Origin of the sequence: Streptomyces sp. 8L, assembly GCF_020176795.1 — a bacterium.
In the GTDB taxonomy this organism is placed as follows: domain Bacteria; phylum Actinomycetota; class Actinomycetes; order Streptomycetales; family Streptomycetaceae; genus Streptomyces.
On record NZ_JAIUKE010000780.1, the window covers coordinates 1 to 2,654 of the forward strand.

Here is a 2,654-nt window from a genome sequence, read left to right on the forward strand (position 1 = left end):
GATCTCGTCGGCCCCGAGCCTCCGCTGCGCGGAGCCCCAGGTACTCGTGTCGGGCGGAGTCAGCGGATCGGCCGATCCCCCGGGGGGGGGGGGGTCCGGCCGGCCAGGCGCGGCGCCACGCGCAGTCGCTGTCCCAGGCCCCGCCGGCGGCCCCCGAGCCGCGGACGCACGCCCGGCCGGGTCCGCTGCACGCCGCGCAGCCGTCCCCCGGGCCCGGGCAGAACGGCGGCTCCCTCGGCGGGCCCGTGCACCTCGGCTCCTCGCCCGTACCGATCGGTCCCGGCCCGCTCGCGACCGCCGCCCACCACCAGGCCGCCCCGGCAGGCCCCGACGCCGGAGCGGCCACCGGCTGGATCGTTCCGCCGGCCGGGCTCACCGCCGGCCGCGCCACGGCCCCCGCGGGCGCCCCGGTGCCCCCGCCCGCCGCGCCGCAGGCCACGCCGGCAGGACCGCCGCAGTGGCGGCCCTGGCGGTTTCGCATGTCGAACGACGTGTGGGGCACGCCGGTCGTCGCGGGGGACCTGCTGTACGTGACGTCGTTCGAGGTCCACGCCCTGGACGTGGGCACCGGCAGGCGTCAGTTCAAGACCCGCGACGTCGCTTGGTCGATGGCGGTCTCCGGCGGCCTGATCCACGCCTCCGACGGGCCGACGCTGTACGCGCTCGACGCGAAGGACGGCGCGGAGCGCTGGCGCCTCGGGACCGACGCCTGGGTGTACTCGCTCAAGGTGGACGGGGGCGTCGTCGTCACCGGCACGCGCGGCGGCGGCGTCCAGGCCTGGGAGGCGTCGAGCGGCGAGAGGCTGTGGGAGGTCGCCGGCGCGCAGACGGAGTTCGAGACGCCGGAGGCGGGCCCCGTGATCCACGACGGCACCGTCTACGTGTGGAAGGACGCCCGCCTGCGGGCGCTCGACGCGCGCGGCGGCACCGAGCGCTGGTCCTACCCGGTCGGCGACGGCGCGTCCTGCGGCGGGGTGCCGGTGCGGATCACGCCCGCGCCGGACGGACAGCTGTATGTGGCGGCCGGTACGCGCGTCCTGTCCGTCGATGTCGCGGGCGGGCACGTGCGCTGGCACTTCGAGGCGCCCGCCGTCTTCCTCTCGCCGCCCGCCTTCGCGCCGGGGCCCGCCGTCGCGGGCGGCGGCGTGTACCTCGTGGACTATCTGGGCACCGTGTACGCGCTCGACGCCGCCACCGGCAAGGACCGCTGGCGCATCGCGACGGAGTCCCGGGCGTCGGTGGAGCCCGCGCTCGTCGCGGGTGGCAACGTGCACGTCGGCAGCGGCAGCGCGCTGTACACGCTGGACGCCGTCGCGGGTACACCCAAATGGCGGTTCGCGGCGGGCGGCGACCTCATCGGCGCCCCGGTGGTCGCGGACGGCAGGCTGCACTTCGGCTCCGCCGACCATGTCCTGTACACGCTCGACGCGAGCGGGGGCCAGCTGCGCTGGAAGCTCGCGACCGGCGGCGAGATCACCGGCTCGCCGGTCGCGGAGCGCGGCGTGGTCTACGCGTGCAGCAAGGACCGCTGCGTGTACGCGCTCGACGCGGTGAAGGGCACGGCGACGGGACGCGGCCCGGGCGCGGGCCGCTGAGCGGACACGGGCCGCCGGCAGGACACAGGGCCGCCGGCAGGACACGGGCCGCCGCCGGACGGGCGGCGCCCCGGCGGCCGGGGGCCGCGGGCGGCTCAGCGCCCGTAGGGTCCCGCGCCTGAGGCCGGGCCGCTTCCCGGCCCCTCGCCCGGGCCGCCGTACCCGCCGTCGTACCAGCCGCCGTCGCCGTACCCCGGCGCCCCCTGCTCCGGTTCGCGCCCCGGCGGTACGGAGCCGGCGCGGCGCCCGCGCCCCCGCATCACCACCGCCGCGAGGAGCAGCGCGATCCCGCCGCCCGCGCTGTACGCGACGCCCTGGCCGAGCCCTGAGCCGTCGCTGTCCACGACGAGACTGCCCGCGGCCTGGCCCTGACGGACCATCCACAGCACGGTGAAGCCGATGACGACCAGTCCCGCGAACGTGACGAGGGCTCGCGAGCGGAGGGCGAGGCCGATCAGCGTCACCAGTGCGGCGAACGCGAACGGCGCGACGAGCGAGCCCCACACGCCGGTCCCCGCGCTCGTGACGCCCTGCGCCTCGAAGAGTTCCGCGAGCCGGTAGTGGCGGCCCTGACGGCCGTTGTACCAGGACAGGAACGGGCCGAGTACGGCCGCCGCCGCGCCCGCGAGGGCGATGATCCCGCCGATGACATTGCGTACCACCGTCGGCCTCCTTCTGAAGGTGCGGCCCGGTGGCGAAACGCCCCGCCGGGCGGCAGCGGACCGCCACGGCGCACGGTGCGCCCTTGTCGGGGTGTCCGGACCTCTATGGACAGGTACCGGGAAAAGAGGGGTTTCACACGGGGGCGGGGGAAGAACAGGCCATGATCGGGCAGCGCTTGAGGGCGGTCGCGGGGGCGGTGGATGTGGCTGTGGTGCCGGCGCCTACGGGGCTCTCCCGGCAAGGCCCCCGGGCGCCCAGCGGGCCGGGGGGTGCGCGGAGGTCCCGCAGCCGACCCCGAGCCTCCCGGAGCGCCCCGCGGGAGCGCGCGGGGCGGACGCGCGGCGCGCGGCCGGCGGGCCGAAGGACGGTACCGACCTCGCGGGTGTGAACAGAGCG

At 77.4% G+C, this 2,654-nt stretch carries 2 protein-coding genes; one reads left to right on the forward strand and one right to left on the reverse strand.

What is annotated here, in order from left to right; translation table 11 throughout:
• Positions 1-1,595 (forward strand): outer membrane protein assembly factor BamB family protein (locus tag LCE31_RS38625; RefSeq protein WP_374118705.1); only part of this gene is annotated, 1,595 nt, incomplete at its 5' end.
• Between the two features lie 95 nt (positions 1,596-1,690).
• Here the strand turns inward: LCE31_RS38625 and LCE31_RS38630 are convergent.
• Positions 1,691-2,257: a hypothetical protein gene (locus LCE31_RS38630; RefSeq protein ID WP_225022884.1), complete on the reverse strand. Its 567-nt coding sequence runs from the start codon at positions 2,255-2,257 to the stop codon at positions 1,691-1,693.
• Positions 2,258-2,654 lie beyond the last annotated feature (397 nt).